Annotated in this window: 20 protein-coding genes; 7 read left to right on the top strand and 13 right to left on the bottom strand. The window is 66.6% G+C overall.

Features of this window, described 5'->3' with window-relative positions:
• Nucleotides 1–319: 319 nt before the first annotated feature.
• The 5 genes from ACIP1U_RS10540 to ACIP1U_RS10560 are packed head-to-tail and all read right to left on the bottom strand — an operon-like array spanning nt 320 to nt 8,414.
• Nucleotides 320–1,156, bottom strand: coding sequence for a ChaN family lipoprotein (locus tag ACIP1U_RS10540; protein ID WP_400314522.1), 837 nt, complete (start codon nt 1,154–1,156; stop codon nt 320–322).
• 13 nt (nt 1,157–1,169) lie between these two features.
• On the bottom strand, nt 1,170–1,517 hold the full coding sequence (locus tag ACIP1U_RS10545) for a DUF2149 domain-containing protein (RefSeq protein WP_400314523.1): 348 nt from the start codon (nt 1,515–1,517) through the stop codon (nt 1,170–1,172).
• Nucleotides 1,514–2,059, bottom strand: a complete 546-nt coding sequence (locus ACIP1U_RS10550; RefSeq protein WP_400314525.1) for a MotA/TolQ/ExbB proton channel family protein — start codon at nt 2,057–2,059, stop codon at nt 1,514–1,516. Before ACIP1U_RS10550 ends, ACIP1U_RS10545 begins: the two co-directional genes overlap by 4 nt.
• 38 nt (nt 2,060–2,097) lie before the next feature.
• Nucleotides 2,098–6,108, bottom strand: coding sequence for a cobaltochelatase subunit CobN (cobN, locus tag ACIP1U_RS10555; protein ID WP_400314526.1), 4,011 nt, complete (start codon nt 6,106–6,108; stop codon nt 2,098–2,100).
• 26 nt (nt 6,109–6,134) lie between these two features.
• On the bottom strand, nt 6,135–8,414 hold the full coding sequence (locus tag ACIP1U_RS10560) for a TonB-dependent hemoglobin/transferrin/lactoferrin family receptor (protein ID WP_400314528.1): 2,280 nt from the start codon (nt 8,412–8,414) through the stop codon (nt 6,135–6,137).
• 274 nt (nt 8,415–8,688) lie between these two features.
• On the opposite strand from ACIP1U_RS10560, the gene ACIP1U_RS10565 reads away from it, so the two are divergent.
• Both ACIP1U_RS10565 and ACIP1U_RS10570 read left to right on the top strand, forming a co-directional pair.
• Nucleotides 8,689–8,946 (top strand): type II toxin-antitoxin system RelE/ParE family toxin, encoded by a 258-nt coding sequence (locus ACIP1U_RS10565; RefSeq protein ID WP_400314530.1) that lies wholly within the window; start codon nt 8,689–8,691, stop codon nt 8,944–8,946.
• Nucleotides 8,943–9,320, top strand: coding sequence for a helix-turn-helix domain-containing protein (locus ACIP1U_RS10570; RefSeq protein WP_400314532.1), 378 nt, complete (start codon nt 8,943–8,945; stop codon nt 9,318–9,320). Before ACIP1U_RS10565 ends, ACIP1U_RS10570 begins: the two co-directional genes overlap by 4 nt.
• A 22-nt stretch (nt 9,321–9,342) precedes the next feature.
• On the opposite strand, the gene ACIP1U_RS10575 is transcribed toward ACIP1U_RS10570, so the two are convergent.
• The 5 genes from ACIP1U_RS10575 to ACIP1U_RS10595 all read right to left on the bottom strand — a co-directional run bounded on the left by ACIP1U_RS10575 (nt 9,343) and on the right by ACIP1U_RS10595 (nt 17,316).
• Nucleotides 9,343–12,540, bottom strand: coding sequence for an efflux RND transporter permease subunit (locus ACIP1U_RS10575; RefSeq protein WP_400314534.1), 3,198 nt, complete (start codon nt 12,538–12,540; stop codon nt 9,343–9,345).
• 3 nt (nt 12,541–12,543) lie between these two features.
• The gene (locus tag ACIP1U_RS10580) at nt 12,544–13,815 is read right to left on the bottom strand and encodes an efflux RND transporter periplasmic adaptor subunit (protein WP_400314536.1); all 1,272 of its coding nucleotides are present in this window, start codon (nt 13,813–13,815) and stop codon (nt 12,544–12,546) included.
• Between the two features lie 262 nt (nt 13,816–14,077).
• Nucleotides 14,078–14,716, bottom strand: coding sequence for an MOSC domain-containing protein (locus tag ACIP1U_RS10585; RefSeq protein WP_400314538.1), 639 nt, complete (start codon nt 14,714–14,716; stop codon nt 14,078–14,080).
• Between the two features lie 172 nt (nt 14,717–14,888).
• Entirely contained in the window at nt 14,889–16,073 is a 1,185-nt protein-coding gene (locus ACIP1U_RS10590; protein WP_400314539.1) for an MFS transporter, read from the bottom strand.
• 217 nt (nt 16,074–16,290) lie between these two features.
• The gene (locus ACIP1U_RS10595) at nt 16,291–17,316 is read right to left on the bottom strand and encodes a D-2-hydroxyacid dehydrogenase family protein (RefSeq protein ID WP_400314540.1); all 1,026 of its coding nucleotides are present in this window, start codon (nt 17,314–17,316) and stop codon (nt 16,291–16,293) included.
• 521 nt (nt 17,317–17,837) lie between these two features.
• Between ACIP1U_RS10595 and ACIP1U_RS10600 the strand changes: the two genes are divergently transcribed.
• Nucleotides 17,838–19,694 carry a phosphoenolpyruvate carboxykinase (GTP) gene (locus tag ACIP1U_RS10600; protein ID WP_400314541.1) on the top strand — a complete coding sequence of 619 codons (1,857 nt, stop codon included), beginning with the start codon at nt 17,838–17,840 and terminating at the stop codon, nt 19,692–19,694.
• 109 nt (nt 19,695–19,803) lie between these two features.
• Here the strand turns inward: ACIP1U_RS10600 and ACIP1U_RS10605 are convergent, their stop codons facing one another.
• Nucleotides 19,804–20,478 carry a response regulator gene (locus tag ACIP1U_RS10605; RefSeq protein ID WP_400314543.1) on the bottom strand — a complete coding sequence of 225 codons (675 nt, stop codon included), beginning with the start codon at nt 20,476–20,478 and terminating at the stop codon, nt 19,804–19,806.
• On the bottom strand, nt 20,475–21,890 hold the full coding sequence (locus ACIP1U_RS10610) for a cache domain-containing protein (protein ID WP_400314544.1): 1,416 nt from the start codon (nt 21,888–21,890) through the stop codon (nt 20,475–20,477). Before ACIP1U_RS10610 ends, ACIP1U_RS10605 begins: the two co-directional genes overlap by 4 nt.
• A gap of 393 nt (nt 21,891–22,283) precedes the next feature.
• Here ACIP1U_RS10610 and ACIP1U_RS10615 point away from each other — a divergent pair, with 393 nt between their 5' ends.
• The 3 genes from ACIP1U_RS10615 to ACIP1U_RS10625 all read left to right on the top strand — a co-directional run bounded on the left by ACIP1U_RS10615 (nt 22,284) and on the right by ACIP1U_RS10625 (nt 25,260).
• Entirely contained in the window at nt 22,284–24,356 is a 2,073-nt protein-coding gene (locus ACIP1U_RS10615; RefSeq protein ID WP_400314545.1) for a carbon starvation CstA family protein, read from the top strand.
• Between the two features lie 31 nt (nt 24,357–24,387).
• On the top strand, nt 24,388–24,582 hold the full coding sequence (locus tag ACIP1U_RS10620) for a YbdD/YjiX family protein (RefSeq protein ID WP_092315474.1): 195 nt from the start codon (nt 24,388–24,390) through the stop codon (nt 24,580–24,582).
• A gap of 225 nt (nt 24,583–24,807) precedes the next feature.
• Complete coding sequence (locus ACIP1U_RS10625) at nt 24,808–25,260, top strand: hypothetical protein (protein ID WP_400314547.1); 453 nt, start codon at nt 24,808–24,810, stop codon at nt 25,258–25,260.
• Between the two features lie 293 nt (nt 25,261–25,553).
• On the opposite strand, the gene ACIP1U_RS10630 is transcribed toward ACIP1U_RS10625, so the two are convergent.
• Complete coding sequence (locus tag ACIP1U_RS10630; RefSeq protein ID WP_400314549.1) at nt 25,554–25,841, bottom strand: hypothetical protein; 288 nt, start codon at nt 25,839–25,841, stop codon at nt 25,554–25,556.
• Between the two features lie 201 nt (nt 25,842–26,042).
• On the opposite strand from ACIP1U_RS10630, the gene ACIP1U_RS10635 reads away from it, so the two are divergent.
• Nucleotides 26,043–26,984, top strand: coding sequence for a LysR family transcriptional regulator (locus tag ACIP1U_RS10635; RefSeq protein ID WP_400314551.1), 942 nt, complete (start codon nt 26,043–26,045; stop codon nt 26,982–26,984).
• Nucleotides 26,985–26,990: the final 6 nt, after the last annotated feature.

The following is a 26,990-nucleotide window of genomic DNA, read 5'->3' on the forward strand; positions in this document are numbered from 1 at the left end:
GCGTGCGGGAGAGGGGAGCGATCGCCAGCGGAGTCGGCAAGCTCTCAAGCCCTCGAATATCGACACCTTGCCCCCCTCTCCCGCCTGCGGGAGAGGGGTGCGATCGCCAGCGGAGTCGGCAAGCTCTCAAGCCCTCGAATATCGACACCTTGCTCCCCTCTCCCGCCTGCGGGAGAGGGGTGCGATCGCCAGCGGAGTCGGCAAGCTCTCAAGCCCTCGAATATCGACACCTTGCCCCCCTCTCCCGCCTGCGGGAGAGGGGCTGGGGGAGAGGGCCGGCGCATCCAGGAACTGCAGCCCTGCAATAGCCGGATAGCGCTCACCCCGCCGGCTTCGCCTCCAGGCAAGGATCCTTGCGCACCACCGCCGGCACCACCACCGCCATGTCGAACTCGCCCTCCGCCGCCGCGCTCTCCACATAGCCTACGCTGACAACCTTGCCGGCCTCGCCAGGAAGCCAGCGCGGCACCCCCACATCGCGCCGGACATGCCCGTTGCCTGCAATCAGCACCGCGCCGCGCTGCGCGTAAGGCCGCAGCGCCTGCGCCATCACCGCGTCGCGCGCGGCCTGTGCAGCCAGCATGCCGGGCAGCATCGCCTTCGGGAAATTGCCGCAGTGCCCGCGGTCAAGCACCGCGGTCTGCGCCGCCACCAGGTCAGGCGGCAACGCACCGGTCAGGCCCAGTTGCTGCCGCTCGTCCGCAGGGAACAGGCCCTCCAGGCCGCCGCGAACGATCTTGCCCGCATCCGCGCGCGACAGGTTGGCCGCGACCAGCGGCAGGTCGTACTGCAGCGCCAGCGCCACCACCGGCCGGTACAGCGGCCACTGCCAGGCGCCGCCGCCGGCCTGCGCGATCAGGTAGTCGGCATCCTTCGGCCGCTCCTTGCGCGCGCGGTCGATATCGGCCTGCCGTTCGCGGTCGAATTGCTCCATGGCGATGGCCGGACGCCACCCTTGTTCGACCGCGCGCGTGAGCGCGGCCAGCCGCTGCTGCTGGCCGGCGGCATTGTCGTGGACCTCGCCCAGCAGCACGTAGGGCTTGCCGGCAAAGCCGGCGCTGACGGCAGCCGGCGAAGGGCCCGAGGCAGCACAGCCGGCGGTCAGCAGGGCAACGTTCGCGGCCAGCATGGAGGCTGCGAGCAAGCGGATTGACATCACGCGGTTTCCTTTATCTCGTTTCGTTCGTCGGGACGGAAGCCTGCGGCGCAGGCTGCTCCGGCACATATACCATCGACCCATCCTTCATCCGGTACGCCACACCGGCCTTGATGCCGTCGCCGCTGCCGACCTGGCCGCTGGCCTGGTAGCGCACCACCTTCTCGCCCTGCCGCGACACGATTTCCATGTTGGGCTTGCCCGGGTTCTTGATGATCGTCACGTCGTCATGCGTGAATGGATTCGCCGGGTTCTGCGCAATCGCCACCAGGAGCGCGGCGATCACCACCAGGAACACGTCGATTAGGTTCACTACCGACAGGATCGGATCGTCGGCCTCGCTCTCTTCCAGGAATTTCATTCGTCGCGCTCCCATTGCGGCTCACGTTGCGGCTCACGTTGCGCCTCACTTTGCGGCTTCGACTGCCCCAGCCACACCAGTTCTTCAGCCAGCCAGCGGCGGCGCACGTTGACGACCCAGAAGGTAATGCTGGCCGCGATCAGCGCCAGGATCACCGCGGAGAATGCGATGGTGAGATTCTCGCCCACATTGGCCAGGTTGCCACCAGACAGGCCCTTCAGCGCCGGGCCCATCGGGATCATGGTGGCCACCAGCCCCAGCATTGGCGCCACACGCGTGGCGATGCGCGGGCGCTCCAGCAGGCGGTGCGCGGCGACGTCGAGGGCATCGGCATCGGCCACCTTGTGTTTGCGCGCCCACGCCACCAGCACGTAGCCGCTGCCGCTGCCAATGGGATGGCGCGCGCGCAGCCAGGCTTGCATGGCGAATTCGCCCAGCGCCCAAAAGGCATACAGGAACAGCAGTGCGATCAGCGCGAGTGTCGGGATCAGGAACAACTGGCCGACGTCGTACATCAGGGTTTCAAGCAGGGTGGGTGTCATGTCTCGTCTCGTTAGATGCGATGGAATTCTTCGTTGCCTCAGCGCCGTTCGGGCAGCCAATTGCCGCCGGCATTAACGTGGCGCCGCCGCGCGCTGAGCGCGCCGCCGACAATGGCGGCCGCCAGCGCGATGCCGCCGGCCAGCCACGACAGCACTGGCACGATTTCCGCAGCGGGTGGCGTGCGTTCCACCAATTGCATGCCCTGCACGGGCTGCGGCTGGTTCGGCGCGGGTGCGGGCGGAGGCTCTGGCGCGGGTGCCGCCGCGGCAGGCTTCGGCGGCGTTGCCGCCGGTGCCGGACGCGGTGCCGCAACAGGCGGCTGCAACCCATAGCCCGGCGCGGCGGCCTGCGCCTGCTGCTTCAGGTACTGGTTGAACGCGCGGTTGTTGCTGACGATATCGTGCCGCTGCGCCAGGTCTTCATAGCGCTGCGCCAGCGTCTTCAGCAGCTTGTCGTCGGCCTTCCAGTAGCCCTTGCGCGCGGCTTCGAGCATGCGTTCGATCACCTGCGCCTGGGCCTGCGGTGCGTTCTTCTCGAACCATTCGTTCAGGCCGAGCTTGTGCTTGTCGTTGACATAGACCTCGGCGAACTCGGTCCACTGGTCGTCGCGCACGATCTCGGGCGAGACCGCGGTCCAGCCCCAGAAGTTGTTGACGGTGTCGAGGACGTTCAGCGCGCCGCTGTAGCCTTCGGCCTTCATACCCTCGATCCAGCCGGGATGGAAGTAGCGCGTGCGCAGTTCACTGGCGAGGAAGCTCGCGGCGGTCTCGGTGCGCGCATTGCTGGCATCACGCAGGTTCGAGATCAGCAGCTCGGGCGCCTTCCCGGTCAGGTGCCGCACCGCCAGCCCGATGCCGCCAAGGTACTGGAACGGGTCGTCGGTGGTCAGCATGCCGTACAGGTTGGAGCTGCGCGCCAGCAGCGCGCCGTCGACGCCTTTCAGGTTCTCGGCATACAGGTTGACCTGCGGCAGCGCCTCGCCCCAGTGCTGCTCATCGGGACCGTAGGCGTACTGCATGCGCGCGAGATACAGCCTGGCCAGCTTGGCGTCGGCCTCGCGGCCGCTGCCGAAGGTGTCGGTGGCCATCGCCGCGTCGTTCAGGCCGGTGCCGTAGTTGCCCGATTCGCTGGCGAAGATGCGGGTCACCGCCAGCGCATCGAGCCGGTCGGCAGGTACGTTCAGCTTGGCCAGCCGTTCGCGCACCGCGCGAGTGTTGGCGGCAACGACGTTGTCCGCTTCCGGCTGCGCGGCGGCGAGCTTCACCGCCTCGGCCAGCCACTTCATCAGGTTAGGGAAGTGGTCGCGATAGAGGCCGGTGGCGGACAGCACCACGTCCACGCGCGGACGCCCCAATTCCGCAGCGGGAATCGGCTCGACGCCGACCACGCGTCCGCCGTCATCCCACTTCGGCCGCACGCCCAGCACCGCCATCGCCTGCGCCTCGAGCATGCCCTGGTGGCGCATGGTCTCCACGCTCCACAGCGAGAACGCGAGCTTGTCGGGGTAACGGCCATGGCGCTTGCGCCAGTCGGCGATCATCGCCTCGGCGGCGGCCTGGCCGGCTTTCCACGCTTCGCGGCTGGGCACCTTGGAGGGATCGAAGCCGTACAGGTTGCGGCCGGTCGGCAGCGTGTCGGGATTGCGCACCGGATCGCCGCCCGTTCCCGATTGCAGGTGACGGCCGGCCAGCGCGGTCAGCAAGCCGCCGTTTTCCGGGGACGCATCGAGGCTGGCATAGAGGTGCCGTGCGCGCTGCATGTCTTCACGCTGGCGCGGGTCGCTCAGCTCATCCAGCGATGCGCCCTCAGCCACGTAGCGCCGCACCATCGCATAGGGCGGGGTCTGCGCAAGCTGCGCGTAGTCGACCGCGAACAGCTCCTCCGGCTCTTCGGGAAAGACGCGCTTGAGCCAGTCCTTGCCGAGCATCGCCATGGTCGTGTAGAGGCGCAGGCCATCGTCCTGCGACTGCCCGAACGTGTGCAGGCCATAGGGCTGCAGCGCGCCGCCGAGTTCATGCAGATGGATATGCAACGCATCCAGGTAGCCGGTGAAGTCCGAGCGCGCACGCGCGGCGCTCCAGCCCATGTCTTCGAACAGGTGCATCGACGCGCTGCGCGACAGGATCTGCTGGCGGATGATGTCCTTCACCGCGCCTTCGTCCTGCTGCAGGTACACGTGCAACTGGTCATGCAGCGATACCAGGTCGGTATGCAGGCCAGCCGGCCGGAATGGCGGCGTCTGGTGGCTGACGATCACCGCGCGGCCGCGGCGCTTGGCCTGGATCGCTTCGCCGACGTCATCGACAATGTACGGATAGATCACGGGCACGCTGCCCAGCACCAGGTAAGGCTGGTCGGTGACAGACAGGCCGCGCTCCTTGCCCGGCGTCCATTCCTGGGTGCCGTGCGTGCCGTAGTGGACCAGCGCCTCGCGGCCCCCATTTCCGGTACGTGCCCACAGGTAGGCCGCCATGTAGAAGTGGTTCAGCGGCGTGGTGGTGGAGTGGTATAGCGCCTTCTCATCCGATTCATTGCGCTCGCCGCGCGGCGGCACCGGCATCAGCGCCACGTTGCCGAGCTGCAGGCGCGGGATCACGAAGCCGGCCTCGCCGTTGCGCGTGGTTGCCATCGCCGATTGCTCCGGATTGCCCCAGCGCTGCGCGACGGCGGCACGGAACGCTGCCGGCTGTACGTCGTACCAGCGCCGATATTGCGACATCGGCATCCACACCGCGAGGCCGGCATCAAGCAACGGTTCCAGCTTGCCACTGCGATAGAACGGTGCGAGCAGCGCGCCAAGGTCGCGCTGCAAGCGTGCTTCGTCCGCGGCCTCGGTGGTGTAGCCCGCGGCGCGCAGCGCGGCGAGTGTGCTGGCCAGGCTCTTGGGCAGGTTCAGGAACGACGCCGACAGGTTCTTCTCGCCGGCCGGGTAGTTGTAGTACAGGATTGCCACGCGCTTGTCGGCGTTTGGCAGGTGCCGCAGCCGCGCCAATGCCAACGCCTTGTCCGCCACGGCATCGAGCTGCGCCGGCAGGCTGACGATGGCACCGTCGCCCTTGGCCGTGGCGGCGGCCAGGATGGGATCGATCACGCCGGCCAGTTCGGGCTGCACCAGGTAAAAGGGCGTATCGGTCAGGCTGATGCCGTGCGGGTCGTTCTGCCACGCTTGCGCATCGCCCTTGCGGTAAGGCATGACCTGCATCACCGGCACGTCGAGCTTTTCGAACTCGGCCTTTCGGCCGTGCGGGTTCAGCATGATCTGGCCGTTGACCAGCACGTCGACCAGGCGCTTGCCGTCTGGCATCGTCATGCGCGTGATGCCGTCGGCATCCATCACCGGGCCGTAGAAGGTCAGCACGCGCGCATGGCGCGCTTCCAGGCGACCGATGAGGTCGTCGATAAAGGCGCTGTCGAGACCCGACACATAAGCCTGGTGGATGGCGATGCCGATCACCGGGCCGCTGCTGCCCGATGCGGCCAGCGCTTCCTGCGGCGACGTGGTGATCACGCCCGCGAGCTTCGGATGGTAGTACGCGGCCTTGGGGAACACCACCGGCGCGGGAATGGCGGCATCGGCACGCAAGCGGAACTGCTGTGCCGCAATCGTGCGCATCATGGCGCCGAAGTTGCCGCGGCCTCCGTTGACGTAGTACGCATGCAGCTGCGCCGCGAGCTTGTCGTCGACGCCATGCGCTTCATAACGGTCGGTGGCGATCAGCACGCGCGGCACGCGCGCCTCGCTCCACAACGGACCGAGGCGTTGCAGCATCGCGGTGACGATGTGATCGCGCGGCGCATCGACGATCAGCAGGTCTGCGCTACCGATAAACGGCGCGACGTCCTGCGCCTGCATGCGCTCCAGGTACTGCGCCTCCAGCGTCATGCCCTGCGCCTGCGCCAGTTCGCGCAGCGGGCCGAACTTGCCGGCCGGCACCGGCGAGCTGGTCAGGATGGCGATGCGTGGCGTGGCAGCCTGCGCCGCGCCCATCCACATCAGCAGGCACAGCAGCGCCCAGAGGAAGCGACTGGTTATGTTCTGTGGGGCCATGCGATACCTCCTTGAGCCGACGTGGCTCAGAACGACAGCTTCAGGCTGGCGGCAAAGGTGCGGCCCGGCTGCGTGTAGAAGTCCACGCCGGGCTCGGTGGCCGATACGCCGGTCTGGCGCACGTCGCCCCACAGCCAGTACTTCTTGTCGAACAGGTTGTTCACCGACAGTGCCAGGCTGACATAGCGGTTGAAGCGCCACCACGCCTGCAGGTCGACCACGCCGTAGCCGGCCGGCTTGAAGTAGGTGAACGACGTGGCGTCGGTACGCGTGACCGGACGCGCGCCGCGCCAGCGGATCGCGGCGCCCTGGCCCTGCACGCGCTCCCAGGTCAGCCCCGCGCTGGCGCGCAGCGGCGACACGCTGTTCAGCGGCTGGCCGGTCTGCTCGTTGTTGCCATGCGCATACGCGACCGCGCCATCGACGCGCCATTGCGGCAGGAAGCGCCACACGCCGCGCCACTCGGCACCGTAGATGCGCACGCTGGTCTGGTTGCGGTACTGGTAGGTCGCGCGCAACCCGGGCAGGCACGCCGGGTCGGACGGGCAGGTCAACTGCACTTGCTCGATAAAGTCGCGGTAGCGATTGTCGAACAGCGCCACGCTGGTCTGCACGTTGTCGCTGGTGTAGCGCGCGCCGATCTCGAACGAGCGGCTCTTTTCCGGGTTAAGGTCCGCGTTAGGCGCGGCGCCGTAGCCCTGCACCGGGTTGCGGAAGCTGCCGTTGACTTCCTGGTAATTGGGCGCGCGGTAGCCAAACACGTATTGCGCCCACAGGTTCACGCGATCAGTCGCCTGCCACAGCGCCGACAACTTCGGCGACACGTGAGAATCGCTCTTGCTGACCGCCGGGCGGCCGCCCGCACTGGTGTAGACGAGGTCGTCGCCATCCGGCGACAGCGAGTAGTGGTCGAAGCGCAGCCCTGGTGTCAGCGTGAAGCGGCCGTCGAAGAAGCGCATTTCGTCCTGCGCGAACAGTCCGGTCTGGCGCGTCTCGCCGGTGGGGAAATCGTGCACCGGGAAGTTCTCGCCGGCGAGCGACTTGGTGGTGGTGCCGGTGGTCAGGTTGCGCACCGTGGCGTCGCGCGATTCGGACGTGCGCGTGCGCATGAAATCGATGCCGCCGATCAGCCGGTGCTCGACACTGCCGGTGACGAAGGACTTGTCGCCCTGCACGTTGAAACCGGTCTGCTCCTGCTTGAAGGCAAAGCCCAGCGCAACGTTGCACAGGCTGGTGCCGCGCGTGGTGGCCGAGCAACCGGTGCTGGTGTTGCTGCGCACCTGGTTGGTCCACGTGGAGGTTTCGGATTCCTGGTAGTAGACCTGTGCGGCCAGGCGATCCAGCACACCGCTGGCAGGCTTCCACTCATAGTCCAGGCTGACGCGGTCGCGGCTCAGGTCTTCATTGCCGTTGGCGGCGGTCACGCGCGGCAGCGAGGTGGAGAGGCGCAGCAGGTCGGTATCGGTGTTGCCGTCGCGATGCTCGTAGGTGAACTTGAACTTGTGCTCGGGCGTGGCGTTGAGCAGGAGCTTGCCCAGCCACGCCTGCGTGCGCACGTCCTGCGGATTGGGCTTGGTGCGGTTGACCGAGTTGGAGTCGTCGGTGCCCATGTTCTTCATTTCGTGCGCGTTGCGGTTCGCGTACATGAAGAGGCCCTGGATGGTGTCGTTGCCGCCCGCCACGCCTGCGTTCTGGCCGAAGCCATTGTCGATGCCGTTCCAGTTCAGCCCGACCTCGCCGCCGACCTTGCGGCCTTGCGTCAGGTCGACCGGATCCTTGGTTGCATAGGCCACCACGCCGCCGATCGCATCGGAGCCATACAGGCTCGACGCCGGCCCGCGCAGCACTTCCACGCGCTTCAGGAACGAAAACTCCGGCGCATCGCGCGTCGAGCTGGAGATATTCGACGGCCCTCCGCCATTGAAGAAGTCTGGCAGGCGGACCCCGTCCACCATCTGCAGCACGCGGTTGTCCTCGATGCCGCGGATATTGATGCTGCCCGCGCCAAAGCGGCGGCGGTCGCGCGGCACGTCGATATCGGGCTCGTCGGCAAACAGGCCGGTCTCGTCGACCGGCTGCGCGCGCTCGATCTGGCGCGCTTCGCGCGTGGTGATGGTGGAGGCGACTGCATCGGAACGCTCTTCGGTGCGGGTGGCGGTGACCACCACTTCATTGAGCGAGGCAAGCATGGTGGCTTGGCTGTCGCCCTCGGCGGCAAAGGCGGGCGAGCCCAGCGCCGCGCAGACGGCGGCAACAGGCGTGACCCGGACGGTGGCGCGCAGGCGCGCCAGGCAGCGACGTTTCATGGATTCTCCCCAGAAGAAATCGGACGCTGGCTGGCGGAAAACCGTGACAGGGTGGCTGGCTCGCGAAGAGGCGCTGCCCGGCCGGCGCATGGCCGCGGGTGACGCCGTTTTTAGTTAACGAGAATTATTATCATTTGCGACAGATAGGTAAATGACTTAAATCAAAGGGCGTGGCGTGCATGCCACATGTATGCAATGTTCGTCGGCTTGAACAACTCTGCCGTGCCGTGCTAACTTTATTTGCTGACGTGTTAGCACAGCACAAGCATGCTGCATGTACGCCATTGAGTTCACCCGGCAAGCCGCACAGACCCTGAAGGCCATACCCAGAAACCTTGCCGCAACGATCGTCGCGAAGGTCAATGTCCTTGCCGCGGATCCTTACGCACCGAATCCGAACGCAAGAAAGCTTGCGGGTCGAAACGGCTACCGGCTTCGGATAGGGGATTGGCGAGTGTTGTATGAAATCGAGGATGGACGGCTGGTGATTCTCGTCCTGGCCATCAGTCCACGTGGAGGCGCTTACAAATGACCGAAATCCAGTTCATTGAACGTGATGGCCGCCGCGAATATGCGGTGGTCCCCATCGAGGTGTGGGAGCGCGTCAAGCACCTGATCGAAGATGCAGGCGACGTCGCCCTGTTCGACGCCGCAAAGGCCAAGGACAACGGCTTCCGCGTGCCGGCCGCCGTGCTCGATGCCGAACTGGCCGGCGACCATCCGGTCAAGGCCTGGCGCAACTATCGCCGGCTGACGCAGGACGCGCTTGCCCGGGCCGCGGGCCTGAGCAAGCCGTATCTCAGCCAGATCGAGAACCGCTCGCGCGCCGGAAGCCCCGATGCGCTGCACAGGCTGGCGCAAGCACTGGACGTGCCTTGCGACATCCTTGCGGAATCGGGCGAATAGCTGGTCTATCCAGCCATCCCCCTCAGTGCTGCCGCACCGTCTCGCCAGGCACCTTCTCCGGCAGCTTGTTGCCTTCCGAGTCGATCTGCAGCGGCCCAGTGCCCGAGAACTTGTCGAGCGCCAGGTAGATCACCGGCGTGATGAACAGCGTGATCACCTGCGAGAACAGCAGCCCGCCGACCACCGCCAGACCCAGCGGCTGGCGCAGCTCGGCACCGGCGCCGAGGCCCAGCGCCAGCGGCAGCGCGCCCATCACCGCGGCGAAGGTGGTCATCATGATCGGTCGGAAACGCAGCAGGCACGCCTGCCGGATCGCCCTGGCCGGCGTCATGCCTTGCTCGCGCTGCGCCGCCAGCGCGAAGTCGATCATCATGATCGCGTTCTTCTTGACGATGCCGATCAGCATCAGCACGCCGATGACAGCAATCAGCGACAGCTCGACATTGAAGATAAACAACGTCAGCAGTGCGCCGACCGCCGCCGAGGGCAGCCCCGCGAGGATGGTCAGCGGGTGGATGTAGCTCTCGTACAGCACGCCCAGCAGCGTGTAGATCACCGCAATGGCGGCCACCAGCAGCACGATCTGCGTGGCCTGCGACGACTGGAACACCGCCGCGTCGCCACCCCAGCTGGTGAAGATCGAGGTCGGCATTGCAATCTCTTGCTTGTAGCGGTCGATGCGTGCCGAAGCCTCGCCCAGCGCCGCGCCCGGCGCCAGGTTGAACGACACCGTCACCGACGGCAGCTGCCCCTGGTGGTTGACCGCGATCGGGCCGACCCGGCGCTCGGTGGTGGCAAAGGCCGACAGCGGCACCATCTGGCCGGTCTTGCTGCGCACGTAGAGCTTGGCGAACGCGGTTTCGTCGGCGCGGTCGACATCGGCCGCCTGCAGGATCACGTAGTAGTTGTCGATCGGCGTGTAGATGGTCGACACCTGCCGCTCGCCGAACGCCGTGTACAGCGCGGTGCGGACATCCTGCATCTGGATGCCGAGCGCATTGGCCTTGTCGCGGTCGATCGTCAGGTGCGCCTCCAGGCCCGACTGCTGCGAGTCGCTGGTGACATCGCGGAACAGGCTGTCGGCGCGCATCCTGGCCATCAGCTTGTCGGAGGACTCCTGCAGCTGGCCGGCCTTCACACTCTGCAGCGTGTACTGGTAGCGGCTCTTGCTCTGGCGCCCGCCCAGCTGCAGGTTCTGCACCGGCGCGAAATACACCGCCAGGCCGGCCACGCCGGCCACATCGCGGCGCAGGGACTCGATCACCTTGGGCATGGCGTCGCGCTCGCCGCGCGGCTTGAGCTCGACGAACATGCGGCCGGTGTTGATGGCCGGCGACGGGCCGCCGCCGACGGCGACCACGATGCTCTTGACCGCGGGGTTGGCGCGCATGCGCTCGGCGGCGTCGCGCAGGCGTTCGGACATGGCGTCGAAGGAGATGTCCTGCGGGCCTTCGGCGTTGACGCGGATCTGGCCGATGTCTTCCTCGGGGAAGAAGCCCTTGGGGATCGCGACGAACAGCACCGCGGTCAGCACGAAGGTCAGACCCGCCGCCACCAGCACGGTGCGCCGGTGCGCCAGGCACCAGTCCAGCCCACGCGCATAACGGTGCAGCGTGAACTCGAACAGGTTCTCGAACCACTGCGTGGAGCGCATGCCCAGGGTCTGCTTCTGCACGATGGCGGGCTGCCCCGGGGTGTGGTCCCCATAGGCGTGCTGCGATTCATCCGGCGGCACGTTCTCGGCCGACAGGAAGCGCGCGCACAGCATCGGGATCAGCGTCAGCGACACCAGCGCCGACACCAGGATCGACAGCGACACCACCGCGGCAAATTCATGGAACAGCAGGCCGATCACGCCCGGCATGAAGAAGATCGGGATAAACACCGCCACCAGCGAGATCGAGATCGACATGATGGTGAAGCCCATCTCGCGCGACCCCACCAGCGCGGCCTTCAGCGGCGGCACGCCTTCCTCGATATGGCGCACGATGTTCTCGAGCATGACGATGGCATCGTCCACCACCAGTCCCACCGCCAGCGTGATGGCCAGGAGCGAGACGTTGTCCAGGCTGTAGCCGAACGCCTTCATCAGCGCCACCGTGCCGATCAGCGAGATCGGCAGGGACACGGTCGGGATCAGCGTGGCGGCAGCGCGGCGCAGGAACAGGAAGATCACCAGCACCACCAGCGCCACCGTCAGCGCCAGCGTGAACTGCACGTCGTGGATCGATTCGCGGATCGAGTTGGAGCGGTCGTTGACCACCGCCACGTTGACCGAGCCCGGCATCTGCTGCACCAGGCGGGGCAGGGCGGCCTTGATCGCGTCCACCACCGCCACGGTGTTGGCATCGGGCTGGCGCAGCACGGCCAGCACGATCGAGCGTTCGTTGTTGAGCCAGCTGCCGGTCTTGATGGTCTCGACGCTGTCCTCGACCTCGGCCACGTCGGACAGCCGCACCAGCGCGCCGTTGGGCTGGCTGGCGACGATGATGTTGCGGAAGGCATCGGCATTGGTCAGCTGCCGGTTGGCCTGGATGGTCAGGGTCTGGCGCGCGCTGTCCAGCGTGCCCACCGGGGTGTTGGCGTTGGCACGGTTCAGCGCGCTGGCCAGCTCATCCAGCGTCAGCCCGCGCGCGGCCAGCGCGTCGGGATGGGCGCGCACGCGCACGGCAAAGCGCTTCTGCCCGTAGACCTGCACCTGCGCCACGCCGGGCAGCGTGGCCAGCGTGGGAGAGATCAGGTTGTCGCCGAAGGCATTGAGCTCGGACAGGCTCATCGCCGGCGAGTTGATCGCCAGCAGCAGCACCGGCGCATCGGCCGGGTTGACCTTGCGGTACGACGGCGGCACCGTCATCTCGATCGGCAGCGAACGCTGCGCGCGGAACAGGGCCGCCTGCACGTCCACGGCCGCGTCGTCGATGTCGCGGTCGCTGTTGAATTCGATGGTGATGCTGGAGTTGCCGAGCGTGTTCGACGAACTGATCACCGACACGCCCGGGATGGTGGCGAACTGCTTTTCCAGCTGCGTCGCCACCGATGCCGCCATGGTTTCCGGGCTCGCGCCCGGCAGCGTCGCGGTGACCTGGATCACCGGCGAGTTGAAGCTGGGCAGCGCGGCGATCGGGATGGTCGGGTACAGCACGATGCCGGTGACGATCACGGCCAGGCACAGCAGCACCGTCATCACCGGGCGGCGGATGCAGAGTTCGGACAGCGTCATGGCTCAGTGCCCCGCGGCGGCGGTGGCGGCGGTGGCGGCGGTGGCGGCATTGGCTGGCCGTGCGGCGGCCGCACCGGAGGCGGCGCCGCCGGCCGGCGCCTCGCGCACCAGCGCGCCCGGGCGCAGGTTCTGCGTGCCTTCCACGACGACACGGGCGCCCGGCTGCACGCCTTCCACCACGGCAGCGGCGGCGGTGGTGGAGATCACCTGCACCGGCACGCGCGCGACCTTGCTGTCGGGCTGCACCACATACACGAAGCGGCCTTCGGGGCCGGTCACCACCGCCTGCGGCGGCACCGACAGCGCGCCCTTGAGCGTCTGCACCACCGCGCTGACGTTGGCGTAGGTGCCCGGCCACAGCCGCTGCGCTTCGTTGTCGAACTGGGCCTTGACGCGGATGGTGCCGTACTGCGGGTCGACCGTGTTATCCACAAAGGTGATCTTGCCGGTCACCGGAGTCTTGCTGCCGTCGTTGGGCTGGGCGGTGACCTGTACCGGACCGGCCTGCAGCGCCTCGCGCAGCGCCGCCAGCTGGCGCTCGGGCAGGCTGAAGGTCACGGCGATCGGCTGCACCTGCGCGATGGTGACCATCGGCACCGCGCCGCTGGGCAGCACCAGCGAGCCCGGGAAGGCGTTGATCACCCCGGTGCGGCCGTTGATGGTGGCGCGGATCGAGCCATAGCTGATCGCTACGCGGCTGGCCTCGATGGCGGCCTGGTCGGCGCGCACGGTGGCTTCAAAGCCGTCAGCCCTGGCCTGCGCGGTATCGACGGCGCTCTTGGAAATGAAGTTGCGCTCGAGCAATTCCTTGCTGCGCGCCAGCGTGCGGCGGGCGTCTGCCAGGTCTGCCTGGTCCTTCAGCAGTTGCGCCTGGGCCTTGGCCAGGTTGGCCTCGTCCATGCGCGTGTCGAGCGAGAACAGCAGGTCGCCCGGCTTGACCGTCTGGCCTTCCTTGATATGGACCGTGCGCACGGTGCTCGATACTTGCGGCCGCACCTCGACTGTGGATAACGCGGTGACGTTGCCGTTGGCCGTGACCTGCAGCGGCACGTCGCCTTGCTGCACCAGCGCGGTGGTCACCACCACTGCCGCGGGCGGCTTCGGCGCCGGCTTGGGCGCCAGCCACGTGCGCCAGGCAAACCAGCCCAGCCCGGCCAGCACCAGCACTGCTGTGACCCATACCCACGCTGATACCCGGCCGCGTCCGGTCCCGGCGGCCGCACTCCAGTTGCTGTCGACAAAGCCCTTGGGCTGGTCGATCCTGTCAGTTTTCATGTTCTCTGTGGACCCTCTGCACCGCGTCTTGCGCCACTCCCCGTGATCCGCGCCGGCTTGTTGTGATCGAATGTCGCCGGCGCGTGTTGCGCAAAGACTCTACTAGTACCGCGCTTCGCCCGCCGGAGCCAGCGTCGCGTATTACAGTCCGTTACAGGGGTGTAAGGGTCTCGTGACGGCGGGCGCTGGCACACGCGCTCCGGGCCACGGAAAAAGCCGGATGTGAATTTGGCGGGGCGCTTGTATCGTTAGACAAACATTATCAGAAAAGCTGCCGCCGGCTGTCACGACGCCACTGGTTGACGCTGTCGATCGACAGTTCGCGTGGCCCCGGCTGCACAATGACGGGGTCGCCGGCGCGGACCAGGCCGGTCACCAGCACGCTCAGGTAGACGCCCGAATACCCGCTCTGCACCATGTCGCGCACCGCGTGGCGATAGCCGAGCGCGGCATTGAACTTGTAGCAGGGCCGGCGCGGCGCCTCCACCCGCAGCAGCGCCGTCCCGGCGCGCACCAGGTCGCCGATCCACAGGTCGGACTCCAGCAGGCCTTCCATGCTCAGGTTCTCGCCCAGGGCGCCGAACGGCAGCGGCTGCCCCGACTCGGGCTGGCCGCAGGCGCGCCGGCGCGCATTCCACCAGGGGTAATGCTCGGATGGATAGGCGTAGACCGCCTTGTCCCGGCCGCCGTGGACGGTCAGGTCGGCCTGCTCGTCGCCGGCCAGGCCCAGCGGGCGCACCTGCACCGAAAGCGGGTGCAGCAGGGTGCTGACGGGATGCTTGCGGATGCCGGACAGCACCACCGCCTCAGTGCCGGCGCCGGCCACGACCAGCGGGATCGCCTTGCCAAGGCTCACGGCCAGCACGCGTGCATTGCCTTGCCAGCGTCTGGAATCGCTCACATGCGCCCCCGCTTGGTGGTTGTGGAAAGGGATGTGGATAAGCTGCGGATATCCCTGAGGATAAGGGGGCGGATAACGCTGTGGACAAGTGCTTGGTGCGGTGCCTCACAAGACGCCATTGGCGGCGCAAGGGGCGCGTGCGCCCGCTGACGTGATGGAGCGGGGCGTGGTTTCAGCCGGCGTTGGAAGCCTGCTGCGGCGCCTGCGGGCGCTGCCACTGGCAGCCGAGCGAGCGCGCGCGCTGCGACACCGCCAGCGCCGCCAGCATCAGCGCCGCGGCGCCCCAGTGCAGTGAATCGACCCCGGCCAGGGTATAGATGGCAGCGCCGGCCATCGCGCCCGCCGCCTGCCCCAGGTAGATCGACGAAGAGTTCAGGGAGATCGAGGCCGCTGCCCGCTCCGGCGCCAGCAGCACCAGCCGGGCCTGCTGCGCGCTGTTGGTGGCAAACCCGCCCAGCCCCCACAGCATGAACAGCAGCACCAGCGCCACGCCGCCCAGGCCCGCCAGCGGCCACAACACCATGGCGGTCACCGACGTCAGCAGAGCGACCTGCACGATCCGGCTGGGTGTGACGCGGTCCATGCGCGACGCGGCCAGCGCATTGCCGAACACGCCGCAGGCGCCATAGGCCAGGAACATCAGGCTGAGCGCGCCGCCGCTGATGCCGTAGACATCGCGCATCAGCGGCGCGACATAGGTAAACATGGTGAACATGCCGGCCGAGGACACCATGGTGGTCAGCACCACCAGCATGATCGGCTTGTGGCGCAGTACCGCGGCCCAGGCCTCGCGCCCGACCGGTTCGACATACAGCCCGCGCGGCAGCGCCCGCCATACCGCGGCCGACACCAGCAGCGCCAGCCCGCCCACGAGGCCCATGCTGACGCGCCAGCCTAGCGTGGTCGAGATCCAGGTGCCCAGCGGCACGCCCACCACGCTGGCGACGCTCCAGCCCAGGAAAACGAAGCTGATGGCACGGCCGCGCGTCTGCGCGTTGACCAGCAGCGGCAGCGTCGCCGCGGCCTGCGGTGTGTAGATGGCGGCGCCGATCGCCGTCAGGAAGCGGATGACCATCAGCGCCGCGAAGCTGGGCGCAAAGGCGGCCGCCAGGTGCATCACGGCATAGACCAGCAGCGATCCCGCCAGCAGCAGCCGGCGGTCGATGCGCGAACCCAGCGTGGCGAACAGCGGCGCGCCGACGCAGGTGGCGAGCGCGAACACCGAAATCAGTTGCCCGGCACTGGCCGCGCCCAGCCCGAAATCCCCGGCAATGTCGTTCAACATGCCGGTCACGATCATCGCGCCGGTGCCGATGACGAAATTGCCGACGCAGAGCGTCACGAGCCTGGGATCCATGCCGGCCTTGGGAAGAGGGAGTGCGCGCGGGCGCTTGTTGTTCTCGGGACTGCCGCCAGGGCCGTTGCGGCCGGCGGTTAGGGAAGTCCCGAGTGTAGCGGGATTGGGGGATTCGCGTTGACGAGGCAAGCGCGCCCGCCGCAGCCAACACTGTACGAACTGGGCTCCCCTACCGGCAGGCGGTGGAGGGGAGCAAACCGGCAGGAACCGAAACGCCTCAGCGCGACAACACCGGCGTCAACGCCTTGGGATTGACGATACAGTCGTGATTGCCGCCCAGCACGTCCAGGATGTTCTGGAACGCCGTGCGGAAGTACAGCTCATAGCTGTCGCGCTCGACATAGCCCAGGTGCGGCGTGCAAATGCAGTTTTCCATGCGCAGCAGCGCATGCCCCTGCAGGATCGGCTCGGATTCGAACACGTCGACCGCGGCCATGCCCGGCCGGCCACGGTTAAGGGCGGTAACCAGCGCGTTCTCTTCCAGCAGTTCGGCGCGGCTGGTATTAACGAACAGCGCGGTGGGCTTCATCCGCGTGAGATCGGTCAGCTTGACGATACCCCGGGTGTCGTCGTTCAGCCGCAGGTGCAGCGACAAAACGTCGCTGTCGGCAAAAAACTGCTCCTTGGAGGTGGCCACGTCCAGCCCGTCGGCGCGCGCCGCCTCGAGCGAGGCTTCACGGCCCCACACCATCACCCGCATGCCGAATGCCTTGCCATAGCCGGCCAGCAACCGGCCGATCTTGCCGTAGCCCCAGATACCCAGCGTCTGGCCGCGCAGCACCTGGCCCAGCCCGAAATTGGGCGGCATGGTGGTCGATTTCAGCCCCGATTGCTGCCACGCGCCGTGCTTGAGGCTGGCCACGTACTGCGGAATGCGCCGCTGCGCGGCCATGATCAGCGCCCAGGTCAGCTCGGCCGGCGCCACCGGCGAGCCGACGCCTTCCAGCACAGCCACGCCGCGGTCGGTGGCGGCATCCAGGTCGATATGGCTGCCGGGGCCGGCGCCGACCTTGCCGGTCTGGCTGATCAGCTTCAGTTTCGGCAGTTTTTCCAGGAGTTGCCGGGTGATACGGGTGCGTTCCCGGATCAGCACCACGGCTTCCACGTCCGACAGGCGCGCGGCCAGCTGGCCCACACCCTTGACGGTGTTGTTGAACACCTTGACGTCGTGCCCCTCCAGCAGTCTGAAACACGGCAGCTTGCGCACGGCGTCCTGGTAATCGTCGAGTACGGCAATCTTCATCGGCAACTCTGGTTTGTCTTCCGGCGCTTGTGCCGGTTGGTGCGCGCGGCAACCGAGCCGCGCGCCGCCCAACAGTATTGTGGATAACCCAGCGTCGGCGCCAGCATGTCGGACCGCCGCGAGGTGGAACATCTCTTGCGAAACAATGGTGTCAATTGTTGCGCAGCAAAAAACAGGGGGGTGCGCCAGTGGTATCCTTGCCCGCTCCGGTGCCGCCGCGGATTGTCGGTCGAGCCTTGCTCCCGACATACGGGCGCCGCCGGACAAAGCCCGCCCGGCGCGCGCAGCTACCCCTGCGCGGGCGAAGCGCAACTGTAGCGCAGCCGCAGGGACCGCCGCGACCTTTTGCACGACACGGGTCGCCGTGGAGTTGTAACGGGATGTGACGATCAGGACATGACCGACGCCATGCCGCGATCCCACGACTCCGTCCACCGCGCGAGCAGCGGACCAACCGCCCGCCGGCCAGGCTTTGCAAGGCTTCCCTTCCCTTCTTCCCTTTACAAATCTGGAGTTGCAGTATGAACCACCCCACGATGCAAGGTACGGCGCCAGTGAATGCCCCGGCCTGGGTCAAGCACCCCAAGCTGGTCGCCTGGGTCGCCGGAATCGCCGCGCTGACCAAGCCCGACAATATCTACTGGTGCGACGGTTCGCAGGAAGAATACGACCGCCTGTGCGAGCAGATGGTCGCCGCCGGCACGATGAAGCGGCTGAACCCGGCCAAGCGCAAGAACTCGTTCCTGGCGCTGTCCGATCCGTCGGACGTGGCACGCGTGGAAGATCGTACCTTTATCTGCTCGGAAAGGCAGGAAGACGCCGGCCCCACCAACAACTGGACCGCCCCGGCGGAAATGCGCCAGACGCTGAACGGCCTGTTCGACGGCTGCATGCGCGGCCGCACGCTGTACGTGGTGCCGTTCTCGATGGGTCCGCTGGGCTCGCCAATCGCGCATATCGGCGTGGAACTGTCCGATTCGCCATACGTGGCGGTCAATATGCGCATCATGACGCGCATGGGCCGTGCGGTGTATGACGTGCTGGGCACCGACGGCGAGTTCGTGCCGTGCGTGCACACCGTCGGCAAGCCGCTCGCCGCGGGCGAAAAGGATGTGTCGTGGCCGTGCAATCCGACCAAGTACATCGTCCATTTCCCGGAAACGCGTGAGATCTGGTCGTTCGGCTCGGGCTACGGCGGCAATGCGCTGCTGGGCAAGAAGTGCTTCGCGCTCCGCATTGCTTCGACCATGGGCCGCGATGAAGGCTGGCTGGCCGAGCACATGCTGATCCTGGGCGTGACCTCGCCGGAAGGCAAAAAGTACCACGTCGCCGCGGCGTTCCCGTCGGCCTGCGGCAAGACCAACTTCGCGATGCTGATCCCGCCCAAGGCTTTCGAGGGCTGGAAGGTCACCACCATCGGCGACGATATCGCCTGGATCAAGCCGGGGAAGGATGGCCGCCTGTACGCGATCAACCCGGAAGCCGGCTACTTCGGCGTGGCACCGGGCACCAGCGAGAAGACCAATTACAACGCCATGGCGACGCTGAAGGAAAACGTCATCTTCACCAACGTGGCGCTGACCGATGACGGCGACGTGTGGTGGGAAGGCATGACCAAGGAAGCGCCGGCGCATCTGGTCGACTGGCAGGGCAAGGACTGGACGCCGGAGATCGCCAAGGCCACCGGCGCCAAGGCGGCGCACCCGAATGCGCGCTTCACGGCGCCGGCATCGCAGTGCCCGTCGATCGACGAAAACTGGGACAACCCGGCGGGCGTACCGATTGATGCGTTTATCTTCGGTGGCCGCCGTTCGACCACGGTGCCGCTGGTGACCGAGGCACGCAACTGGACCGAGGGCGTGTACATGGCTGCCACCATGGGTTCGGAAACCACTGCTGCGGCCGCGGGCCAGCAGGGTGTGGTGCGTCGTGATCCGTTTGCGATGCTGCCGTTCTGTGGCTACAACATGAGCGACTACTTTGGCCACTGGCTTGAGTTGGGCAAGAAGCTCGAGGCATCAGGCGCCAAGCTGCCGAAGATCTACTGCGTCAACTGGTTCCGCAAGGATGCCGACGGCAACTTCGTGTGGCCGGGCTTTGGCGAGAACATGCGCGTGCTGTCGTGGATGATCGACCGCGTGGAAGGCAAGGGGCAGGGCGCCGAGCACGTGTTCGGCACCACGCCGCGGTATGCCGATCTGAACTGGGACGGCGTGGACTTCTCGCCAGCGCAGTTCGAGCAGGTGACGTCGATCGACCGCGATGCCTGGCAGAAGGAGCTGGCGCTGCATGATGAGTTGTTCACGCAGCTGAAGCATCATCTGCCGCAGGCGCTGGCGGAAACGCGCGCGGCGCTCGGCAAGCGGCTGGAGGGTTAACTTCCGGCGCACGTCCGCTCCCCGCTCCTGAACAGAGAGGGGGAGAAATCATCGTTGCTCTGCGAGGCCTGAGCAAATCGACGCCCGCCTTCCAAAGGCGGGCGTTTTTTTATCCCGCCTCGCTATCCCCCAGCGACTCCACCGCATACTTCACCAATCCCGCTCGCCCCTCGATCCCCAGCTTGCGCTTCAGGTTGAGCCGGTGGGTCTCCACCGTGCGCACGGACACCCCCAACTGCACGGCAATCTCCTTGTTGGCCATCCCGCGCCCGATGCATCCCAGGATGTCGCGCTCGCGACGGGTCAGCGCATCCAGCGGCCCCGGATTCTGCTCGGCCATGCCACGCGCGATCCGGGCGCTGTAGAACACGCGCCCGGCCAGCACCGACTGGATTGCGGCCATCAGCTCATCTGCCGGCGCATCCTTCAGCACGTAACCGCGTGCGCCGGCCCGCACTGCCTGCCGCACATACTCCAGGTTGTCGTGCATCGACACGATCAGCACCGCCAGCTCGGGATACCGGTCATGCAGCGCCGCGGCCAGCGCAATGCCCCCCATGCCGCGCATGCCAATGTCGGTGATCACCAGGTCCGGCAGGTCAGCCTCGCCGGCACGATCGAGCCACGCCAACGCCGCTTCGCCGTCATCGGCTTCGCCCACCACGCGCAGGCCGGGCTGCAACGCCAGGTGCATCCGCATCCCGTCGCGCACCAGCGCATGGTCGTCGATCAGCAAGACGCGCGCCGGCGCCTCAGCATGGTTGGGTTCAAACGAAATATTCATGACTGCGAAGGTCCGGCGGAAACCGGATCATGTGAAACGGCGGCACGGGGCGCCGCGTTGGCAAGAGGCAAGACCGCCACCAGCTCCGTGCCGCCGATGCCGGAAACAATGCCGAACTGCCCACACAGCGCAGCAATGCGCTCGCCCAAATTGCGCAGTCCGATGCCGCGCTGCGGATCGACCTGCATGCGGGCCACGTCGAAGCCGCTGCCGTCATCACGCACGGTCAGCCGCGTGGCGTCGGCATCGAAGGCCAGGGACACGCTGACATTCCGGGCGTTCGCATGGCGCTCCACGTTGGTCAGCGCCTCCTGGGCGATGCGGAATAGCGCCGTCGCCTGCTCGTCGGGCAACTCGCGCGGGGTACCTGACTGAACCACCGAGATCCGGAGCCGGCTGCCGCCTTGCATCTCGCGCGCCAGGTGCTGGAGCGCTGCAAAGAGACCGAGGTCATCCAGCAACGCCGGCCGCAAATTGCGCGCTACCCGTCGCACTTCGTTGAAAACCGTGTCGAGCCGGTTCAGTGCCATGCCCAGCACCGGCGCCACCGTGGCGCCTTCGGTCGGGGCCAGCCGCAGCCGGTTGGTGGCGGTCTCCAGCACCAGCTTGACCGACACCAGCAACTGGCTGATGCCGTCGTGCAACTCGCGCGACAGCCGCGCGCGTTCTTCTTCCTGCGACTGCACCACGCGCTGCGCCAGCTGGCGCAGCTTGGCATCGGCCTCGCGGTGCTCGCTGACATTGAGCGCCAGCCCGCTGGCGGCGACCAGCAGGATGCTGATCGCGGCGATCACGCCGATCCACGCCATGGTCTCGCGGATGTCGGTCTCGGCACGTGCATCGAGCTGGCGCAGCGTGCGCTCGACGTCATCCAGGTAGATGCCGGTACCGAGCATCCAGCCCCACTCCGGCACCGCCACCACGTAGCCAAGCTTGGGCGCGAGCTGCTGCGACGACGGCTTCTTCCACTGGTAGCGCACCGCGCCGCCGCCGCCCTTCGCCGCGGCGATCAGTTTCTGGATGGGGAGCGTGCCCTGGGCGTCACGCATGGTCCACAGGTCCTTGCCGACCAGCTCGGGCTGGCGCGGGTGCATCAGGTTGCGGCCTTGCAGGTCATACAGGAAGAAGTAGCCGTCCGGACCATAGTCGAGCCGGGCCAGCGCCTCCAGCGCCGCCTGCCGCATGGCGGCGTCGTTGCGGCCGGAGCGGACCATCGGCGCGATCGCGCTCTGCGCCAGCTCTACGTAGTGGCGCAGCTCTGTCTCTTTGCTTTGCAGGTAGGCGGCTTCGACCAGCGCGCGCTCATGCTGCGCGAGTTGGGTCGCCTGGTAGCGCACGGCAAGCGCGATGCCCAGCATGGCCACCGCGAGGGGGGCCACCGCGAGCAACAGGATCTTCTGGCGGAGTTTCATACAGGACCGGGGGTAAACACCGATGCCGCGCAGGCGGCATGCCACCGTCGATTTGCGTAGTACTACGCAGAAGTGCTGCGTAGTTACGCGCTTGTGCGGGGTTTGGCGGGTGTCAATACTACACGCCGGACACGCAAGCCGCCCCAACATGCGGCGTGTGTCCACGCAGCTGGTGCACCGGCCTACCCGGATGGTGCACCGCCTGCCTGCAAGACGAGATCCGGAAACGACACGAACCGGGCGAGCAGCATACAGATCCCAGGAGACACCCTCACCGCCGGATTGCCCCAGCTGCCCGCCCCGGCGCGCCCGCCGCCGACCCAGCCCGTTGCCAGTTACCAGTCCTTCGCCGCCGCAGGCTTTCCCATTCCCGGTCTGAGGAGACCCTTCACTATGAATCGCATCGGAGAACACCTGGTGTGGCTGGCTGTCGCCGTGCTCGGCGCGTTTGCCTTCGGCACCGTCGCGCTGGCGCGCGGCGAGGCCGTCAGCGCGCTGTGGATCGTGGTTGCCGCGCTCTGCATCTACCTGATCGCCTACCGCTACTACAGCCGCTTTATCGCCGACAAGGTGATGCAGCTTGACCCGAAACGCATGACGCCGGCCTGGCGCTACAACGACGGCCTGGACTACGTACCGACCAACAAGGCGGTCCTGTTCGGCCACCACTTCGCCGCTATTGCCGGCGCGGGCCCGCTGGTCGGCCCGGTGCTGGCCGCGCAGATGGGCTATATGCCGGGCATGCTGTGGCTGCTGGCCGGCGTGGTGTTCGCCGGCGCGGTGCAGGACTTCATGGTGCTGTTCATCTCCACGCGCCGCGACGGCCGTTCGCTGGGCGACCTGGTCAAGTCCGAAATGGGCACGGTGCCGGGCCTGATCGCGCTGTTCGGCTGCTTCATGATCATGATCATCATCCTCGCGGTGCTGGCGCTGATCGTCGTGAAGGCGCTGGCCGACTCGCCGTGGGGCACCTTCACCGTGGCGGTGACCATCCCCATCGCCATCTTCATGGGCATCTACACCCGCTACATCCGCCCGGGCCGCATCGGCGAAGTGTCGGTGATCGGCTTCGTGCTGCTGATGCTGGCGATCATCGGCGGCCAGTACGTGCATGAAAGCGCGACGCTGGCCCCGCTGTTCACCTACGACGGCAAGGCGCTGACCTGGATGCTGATCATCTACGGCTTCGTCGCCGCCGTGCTGCCGGTGTGGCTGCTGCTGGCCCCCCGCGACTACCTGTCGACCTTCCTGAAGATCGGCACCATCATCGCGCTGGCGGTGGGCATCGTGATCGTGGCGCCGGAGCTGAAGATGCCGGCCTTCACGCAGTTCGCCGACGGCGGCGGCCCGGTGTGGTCGGGCAACCTGTTCCCGTTCCTGTTCATTACCATCGCCTGCGGCGCGGTATCGGGCTTCCATGCGCTGATCTCGTCGGGCACCACGCCCAAGCTGCTGGAGAACGAGACCCACGCTCGCTTCATCGGCTATGGCGCGATGCTGGCCGAGTCCTTCGTCGCCATCATGGCGCTGGTGGCCGCGGCGGTGATCGAGCCGGGCGTGTACTTCGCCATGAACAGCCCGGCCGCCGTGATCGGCACCACGCCGGAAGCGGTGGCGCAGGCGGTTTCGACCTGGGGCTTCGTGATCACCCCTGACGTGCTGGTGCAGACCGCCAAGGACGTCGGCGAAAACACCATCATCTCGCGAGCCGGCGGCGCGCCGACGCTGGCTGTAGGCATCGCGCACATCCTGCATCAGGTGGTGGGCGGCCAGGCCATGATGGCGTTCTGGTACCACTTCGCCATCCTGTTCGAGGCACTGTTCATCCTGACCGCCGTCGACGCGGGCACCCGTGCCGGCCGCTTCATGCTGCAGGACCTGCTGGGCAGCTTCATCCCGTCGATGCGCAAGACCGACTCGCTGCCGGCCAACCTGATCGCCACCGGACTGTGTGTGGCGGCCTGGGGCTACTTCCTGTACCAGGGCGTGGTCGATCCGCTGGGCGGCATCAACACGCTGTGGCCGCTGTTCGGCATCTCCAACCAGATGCTGGCCGCGGTGGCGCTGGTGCTGGGCACCTGCGTACTGGTCAAGATGAAGCGCGGCCAGTACGCCTGGGTCACGCTGGTCCCGACCATCTGGCTGCTGATCTGCACGCTGACCGCCGGCTGGCAGAAGCTGTTCCATGCCGACCCGAAGATCAGTTTCCTGACCCACGCCGCCAAGTTCAGCGCCGCCATTGCGGAAGGCAAGGTGCTGGCCCCGGCCAAGTCGATGGAGCAGATGCACCGCATCGTCTTCAACGATTACCTGGACGCCGGCCTGTGCGCGCTGTTCATGGTGGTGGTGCTGTCGATCGTGTTCTACGGCTTCAAGACCGCGCTGCAGGCCCGCGCCGTGACCCGCCCGACCGACAAGGAAACGCCGTTCGAGCCGCTGCCGGGCGCTGCTTCGGTCCAGTCCTGACCCTGACCCTGACCTCGACAAGGAGCCCGCCATGCTGGACCAACTGGGTACGATGGGGCGTTATCTCGGACAGTCGCTGCGGCTGATGGTCGGCCTGCCCGACTACCAGACCTATGTGGCGCACATGGAGAGCACCCACCCGGACCGCGCGCCCATGAGCTATGAAGAGTTCTTCCGCGAGCGCCAGGAAGCGCGGTACGGCGGCGGGCAAGGCAAGTGTTGTTGAGCACACGATGAAAGGCATCCGGGCTGCTTCCCGGATGCAGACAAAGCAGACAGGCGATCACATGGTCGCCTGTCTTTTTGTTAAGTGTTGTATTTTCCCCGCGTTTTTATTGTCCGGTTACGTCGTTTCTGTGGGGGGTTACAGGGCTTTACAGGTAGTTACAGCAAGGGTGGGGCGCCTTCTCTACACTTGCGACTCATCATGGCAATTCAAAGGACAAAACGTATGACTCGCCATCCCGTTCGCAATCTGACCATTGCACTCGCCCTGGCGGCCTGCGCGCTGCCGGCCGTCGCGAGCGACATGAACAACGCCCTGGGCGGCGCACTCGGCGGTGTTGCCGGTGCCGCAGTGGGCGGTGCGCTGGGTGGCAGCACCGGCGCTGTGATCGGTGGCGCGGTGGGCGGCGGCGCCGGCGGCGCAGTGACCTCCAACCGTCGTGAGCGCACCGGCGCCATCATCGGCGGCGCACTCGGCGGCGGTGCAGGTACCGCGGCGGGCAACGCCATGGGCGGCCGTACCGGCGGCCTGATCGGTGCAGGCCTGGGCGGTGGTGCCGGTGCGGCGCTTGGCGGCAATGTCTCGCGCAGCAATTCGTATGACGATGACCGTCGTCGTTATTACAAGAGCCACTACAAGCGCAAGAAGCACAAGCATCACCATCACCACGACGACTGATCTGTCGGGATAGGAAGAACGGGCCGCAAGGGCCCGTTTTTTTATTTGCGCCGTGAGGCATAATCGCTCAGGTGCGGCATTCGGCCTGCCGCACCCCGAAACAAAGAAGCCCGCACCCGGACATGCCGGAGGCGGGCTTCTTCTCCAATAAAGTCGGAGAGGGCGTTCGCGCACTCTCCCAAAGCCAGTTGGAGACCAGGCAGATACAGAAGGGGCCGCTCTGGGGAGGAGCGGCCCCGGATCGCGCTTGCAGGAGCCTTGTTGCCTGTGGCGGCCCCGGAGGGATGGGCCGCTTACAGCGGCGCGCGATCGCTACCAGTGTCGTACTTGGCGCCGTCGGTAAAGGCGTCGAACTTGCCGGCGCGGGCGCCATCGGTGAAGGCGTCGAACTTGCCAGCCTTGGCACCGTCGGTGAACACGTCGTACTTGCCGGCCTTGGCGCCGTCCGTATAGACGTCGAACTTGGCCACCTTGGCAGCGTCGGTAAACACATCGAACTTGCCTGCCTTGGCAAAGGCCGGCGTGGCCGACAGGGCGGCGGCGATGGTGGCGACAGCAATCAGGGCGGAGCGGTTTTTCATGATTCAGGCCTTCTGTATAGCTTGGATGCCTCAGCCGGCACTTCGGCGAAAGGGAATTGTTGCATTGCGGCATCCGATAGCTAGATATTAGGCATTTCCCTGATATCAATAAATATCGGAATCCACAATGATTAATTCTGATTCCAACAATAAAATAGCCTGATCGCGTAAGGATTCAGCGCAGAACCGGGAGACTATGTCATGGATCGCCTGCAATCGATGCGTGTGTTTTCCAAGGTGGTGGAACTTGGAAGCTTCGCGCGTGCAGCGCAACAGCTGGAAATGTCTAACGCCGTGGTCACCCGGTACGTCGCGGACCTGGAAAGCCATCTCGGCACCCGGCTACTGAACCGCACCACCCGCAGCCTGTCGCTGACCGACGCCGGCGAAACCTACCTGCAGCGCTGCCAGCAGATCCTCGAAGACGTGGAAGAGGCCGAAAGCGTGGTCGCTGCGCGCAGCCAGTCGTTGTCGGGCACGCTGCGGCTGGTGACGCCGGTGATGTTCGGCCTGCATCTGCTGCCCGAACTGCTGTCGCGCTTCCAACAGCTTTATCCGGATGTGGTGTTCGACGTGCTGCTGTCTGACCGCAACGTCGACATCGTCGAAGAAGGCCGCGACGTGGCTGTGATGCTGTCAGACCTGGGCCTGGGCTCGCACCTGGTCGCGCGCCCGCTGATATCGGCCGAGGTGATTCTGTGCGCGTCGCCTGGCTACGTGGCCGCGCATGCACCGCTGCGCCATGCGCACGAGCTCAGCCATCACCGCTGCATCGCGATGAAGCTGCCCAACGCCGAACACGAATGGACGCTGCTGGGCCCCGAGGGCGAGGTGACCGTGCCGATCCGCCCTGGCCTGCTGTGCAGCAACGCCGAGCTGGCGCACCAGGCTGCGCTGGCCAATATGGGCGTGGCCATGCTGTCTTCCTACCTGGCCCGGCCGAATATCGAGTCCGGCAAGCTGGTCCATGTGTTGCCGCAGTACCAGTTGCCACGGCGCGACGTCAGCGTGGTCTACCCGAGCCGGAAGTTCCTGCCGACCAAGGTCCGTGCGTTCATCGATTTCCTGCTGGAAGAAGGGCAGGTGAAGGGTAAGGCGGAGGGCGTCGAGCCGCGTCACGCGGCGCATAGCGTCAGCCAGTAAAGCCCG

The sequence above is a fragment of the Cupriavidus sp. NPDC089707 genome (assembly GCF_044748965.1).
GTDB lineage: Bacteria > Pseudomonadota > Gammaproteobacteria > Burkholderiales > Burkholderiaceae > Cupriavidus.

What these genes read in the sequence shown, in the direction of transcription:
- ACIP1U_RS10540 (WP_400314522.1), bottom strand. Translation starts at nt 1,156, where the DNA reads ATGTCAATCCGCTTGCTCGCAGCCTCCATGCTGGCCGCGAACGTTGCC.
- ACIP1U_RS10545 (WP_400314523.1), bottom strand. Translation starts at nt 1,517, where the DNA reads ATGAAATTCCTGGAAGAGAGCGAGGCCGACGATCCGATCCTGTCGGTA.
- ACIP1U_RS10550 (WP_400314525.1), bottom strand. Translation starts at nt 2,059, where the DNA reads ATGACACCCACCCTGCTTGAAACCCTGATGTACGACGTCGGCCAGTTG.
- cobN (WP_400314526.1), bottom strand. Translation starts at nt 6,108, where the DNA reads ATGGCCCCACAGAACATAACCAGTCGCTTCCTCTGGGCGCTGCTGTGC.
- ACIP1U_RS10560 (WP_400314528.1), bottom strand. Translation starts at nt 8,414, where the DNA reads ATGAAACGTCGCTGCCTGGCGCGCCTGCGCGCCACCGTCCGGGTCACG.
- ACIP1U_RS10565 (WP_400314530.1), top strand. Translation starts at nt 8,689, where the DNA reads ATGTACGCCATTGAGTTCACCCGGCAAGCCGCACAGACCCTGAAGGCC.
- ACIP1U_RS10570 (WP_400314532.1), top strand. Translation starts at nt 8,943, where the DNA reads ATGACCGAAATCCAGTTCATTGAACGTGATGGCCGCCGCGAATATGCG.
- ACIP1U_RS10575 (WP_400314534.1), bottom strand. Translation starts at nt 12,540, where the DNA reads ATGACGCTGTCCGAACTCTGCATCCGCCGCCCGGTGATGACGGTGCTG.
- ACIP1U_RS10580 (WP_400314536.1), bottom strand. Translation starts at nt 13,815, where the DNA reads ATGAAAACTGACAGGATCGACCAGCCCAAGGGCTTTGTCGACAGCAAC.
- ACIP1U_RS10590 (WP_400314539.1), bottom strand. Translation starts at nt 16,073, where the DNA reads ATGGATCCCAGGCTCGTGACGCTCTGCGTCGGCAATTTCGTCATCGGC.
- ACIP1U_RS10595 (WP_400314540.1), bottom strand. Translation starts at nt 17,316, where the DNA reads ATGAAGATTGCCGTACTCGACGATTACCAGGACGCCGTGCGCAAGCTG.
- ACIP1U_RS10600 (WP_400314541.1), top strand. Translation starts at nt 17,838, where the DNA reads ATGAACCACCCCACGATGCAAGGTACGGCGCCAGTGAATGCCCCGGCC.
- ACIP1U_RS10605 (WP_400314543.1), bottom strand. Translation starts at nt 20,478, where the DNA reads ATGAATATTTCGTTTGAACCCAACCATGCTGAGGCGCCGGCGCGCGTC.
- ACIP1U_RS10610 (WP_400314544.1), bottom strand. Translation starts at nt 21,890, where the DNA reads ATGAAACTCCGCCAGAAGATCCTGTTGCTCGCGGTGGCCCCCCTCGCG.
- ACIP1U_RS10615 (WP_400314545.1), top strand. Translation starts at nt 22,284, where the DNA reads ATGAATCGCATCGGAGAACACCTGGTGTGGCTGGCTGTCGCCGTGCTC.
- ACIP1U_RS10620 (WP_092315474.1), top strand. Translation starts at nt 24,388, where the DNA reads ATGCTGGACCAACTGGGTACGATGGGGCGTTATCTCGGACAGTCGCTG.
- ACIP1U_RS10625 (WP_400314547.1), top strand. Translation starts at nt 24,808, where the DNA reads ATGACTCGCCATCCCGTTCGCAATCTGACCATTGCACTCGCCCTGGCG.
- ACIP1U_RS10630 (WP_400314549.1), bottom strand. Translation starts at nt 25,841, where the DNA reads ATGAAAAACCGCTCCGCCCTGATTGCTGTCGCCACCATCGCCGCCGCC.
- ACIP1U_RS10635 (WP_400314551.1), top strand. Translation starts at nt 26,043, where the DNA reads ATGGATCGCCTGCAATCGATGCGTGTGTTTTCCAAGGTGGTGGAACTT.